The organism is Actinomadura sp. RB99 (assembly GCF_014706005.1).
Taxonomy (GTDB): Bacteria; Actinomycetota; Actinomycetes; order Streptosporangiales; family Streptosporangiaceae; genus Spirillospora.
The window spans coordinates 1-525 of the sequence record NZ_JABMCA010000224.1 but is presented as its reverse complement, the minus strand read 5'-3'; the positions used below and the strand labels follow the sequence as shown (position 1 = coordinate 525).

Below are 525 nucleotides of genomic sequence, written 5' to 3'. Positions count from 1 at the left end.
AGCTCGTTCGCGACGACGACGTCACTGGCGTGTCCGGCACGGGCCACGTCGCGGACGGCGTGCTGTGGCCGGACGGGACCGCGGCGGTCCGGTGGCGCGGCGAGCACCCGAGCACCGTCGCGTGGGACCGGGGCATGGCCTCGGTCGACCACGTCCACCTGCACGGAGGCGCCACGCGCATCGTGTGGCTCGATCTCAATGAAGGCGAGGACTCATGACCGCTGCGACGATGCTCGCCGAGGCGCGGCGCTGGCTCGGCACCAGCGGGCGCCCGAACACCCTGACCCGCGCGTTCGCGTCCCGGCACGGCAGCGAGTACCTGTCGGCCGCCTGGTGCGACATCAGCGTCACCGAGTGGGCGCGCCGCTCGGGCAACGCCGCCGCCGTCCTCCCGCGCGGCGACCGCGCCTACACCGTCTGGCACGCGCAGGACTTCCAGCGCGCCGGCCGCTGGCACACCGGCACCACGGCCGAGGTCAACGCCGCCCGCCCCGGCGACATCGTCTTCTTCGACTGGGGGCTGTC

General features: G+C 74.5%; 1 protein-coding gene and 1 pseudogene. Both read left to right on the top strand.

All coding sequences use genetic code 11. The annotated features are described in order from the left end of the window. Positions 1-218 (top strand): hypothetical protein (locus amrb99_RS49680; RefSeq protein WP_206700444.1); only part of this gene is annotated, 218 nt, incomplete at its 5' end. Further along, a pseudogene (locus amrb99_RS49675) lies at positions 215-525 on the top strand (hypothetical protein); the annotation flags it as partial. The gene amrb99_RS49680 and the pseudogene amrb99_RS49675, both read left to right, overlap by 4 nt.